At 62.0% G+C, this 1,626-nt stretch carries 1 pseudogene; it reads right to left on the bottom strand.

The annotated features are described in order from the left end of the window. Positions 1-122: 122 nt before the first annotated feature. Positions 123-1,564: pseudogene (locus BMI87_RS21785) on the bottom strand (IS1182-like element ISPse1 family transposase). Between the last annotated feature and the right edge of the window lie 62 nt (positions 1,565-1,626).

Raw genomic sequence — 1,626 nt, 5'->3', positions numbered from 1 at the left:
CTGATGCAAGTTTTCCGCACGGCTCGTTTTTCGCGGCCTTCGACCATTCCTTCGCGCGCATCGCGGCCTGGTGAGCCCTTGCTGGGCAGAGCATGACGACTGAGCCCGGGGCGGCTGCCCGATCAGGCCGGAATGGCCTGCATCAGGCGCCGGAGGCCAATCAGCGCGATCACTCGCTTGATATTATAGGCCAAAACATTGAGCGCCATTTCGGTGCTGACATTCTTCAGCCTCCGCGTCAGGAAATGGGTGTGCCCCATCCAAGCCTTGATCGTGCCGAACGGGTGTTCGACCGTGCAGCGGCGCAGGGTCATCGGGTCCGCGTCCCCGCTCAGCCTTTCGCGCATCGCATCGACCAGATGCTCATGCTCCCATCGCGTGATCCGGCGTTCCTTACCACTGGTGCAGCGGTGCCGGACCGGACAATGCTGACAGGCATTGGTCCAGTAGCGACCGACCTGCAGCCCGTCTTCCTCGCGCGTGTAGCGGTAGGTCAACTCTTCACCCGCGGGGCAGGTATAGACATCGCGTGCCGGGTCATAGGCAAAATCGGCCTTCACATACATACCTTTGGCCCGGTTGCCCGAGGTTTCCGGGCGCGACACGGTCGTGGTGATCCCCGCTTGATGGCAAGCCAGGATTTGAGCCCCACTGAAATATCCCTTGTCGGCGACGGCGTGCAGGTCGTCGCGCCGCAGGGCTTCCTTGGCGGCGGTCGCCATTGGGCTGAGCTGGTCTCGATCGAAACCTTGATTGGTAACGTCGTGCACCACGACCAGATGCGTCTCGGTATCGACCGCTGTCTGCACATTGTAGCCGACCATGCCGCTGTGCCGGGCGCTGGTCGACATGGCGCGGGCATCGGGATCGGTCAGCGATATCTGCCCGTCGGGCGCATCGGCCAAAGCCTTCTCCATTGACTTCAGCCGCGCGATCTCCTGCCGGATGCGGCCATAGCGACGGGCGAGATGGGCAACCTTTTCGGCCCGGGCCTTACCCTCCTCCTGACGGTCTATGCGCACCATCTCATCGATGTAGCGCTCAACATCGCGCTCGAGATGTGCCAGACGGCTGGCGATCTTGTTCTTCGTGAAGTTGTGGTCGCGGTTATTCACTGCCTTGAACTTGGCTCGCCGTCGATGGCAACGCAATCCCCCTTCAGCACGCCAATCCGGCGGCATAGTTCCACAAACTGTGCGCAGGTCCTGCGGATGGCCGGGCCATTGTCCCGCCGGAAGTCGGAGATGGTCTTGTGGTCGGGCACCAGGCGACCGGTTAGCCACATCAGCTCGACATTGCGACCGGCTTCGCGTTCCAGGCGGCGGCTGGACGGGATCCGGTTCAGGTAGCCATAGATGAAGAGCTTCAGGAGGACGGATGGATGGTAGCCCGGGCGACCGGTTCGAGCAGGCACACAGCGTCCGAACCCGAGCGCGAGAAGATCGAGCTCATCGACGAAGAGGTCGACGACACGGACCAGATGATCCTCCCCAATCCAATCTTCGAGACGCTCGGGGAAAAGCGTGGCTTGCTCCCGGTCGATGCCATCAATGAAACCCGCCATCCGTGCCTCCCGCTGCCTTGCGGAAATATACCATGGACTTCAGTTTCCACACAGCCTCGGCC

The organism is Thioclava sp. F28-4 (assembly GCF_002020045.1).
In the GTDB taxonomy this organism is placed as follows: domain Bacteria; phylum Pseudomonadota; class Alphaproteobacteria; order Rhodobacterales; family Rhodobacteraceae; genus Thioclava; species Thioclava sediminum.
This window is presented reverse-complemented; position numbering and strand designations above follow the sequence as displayed.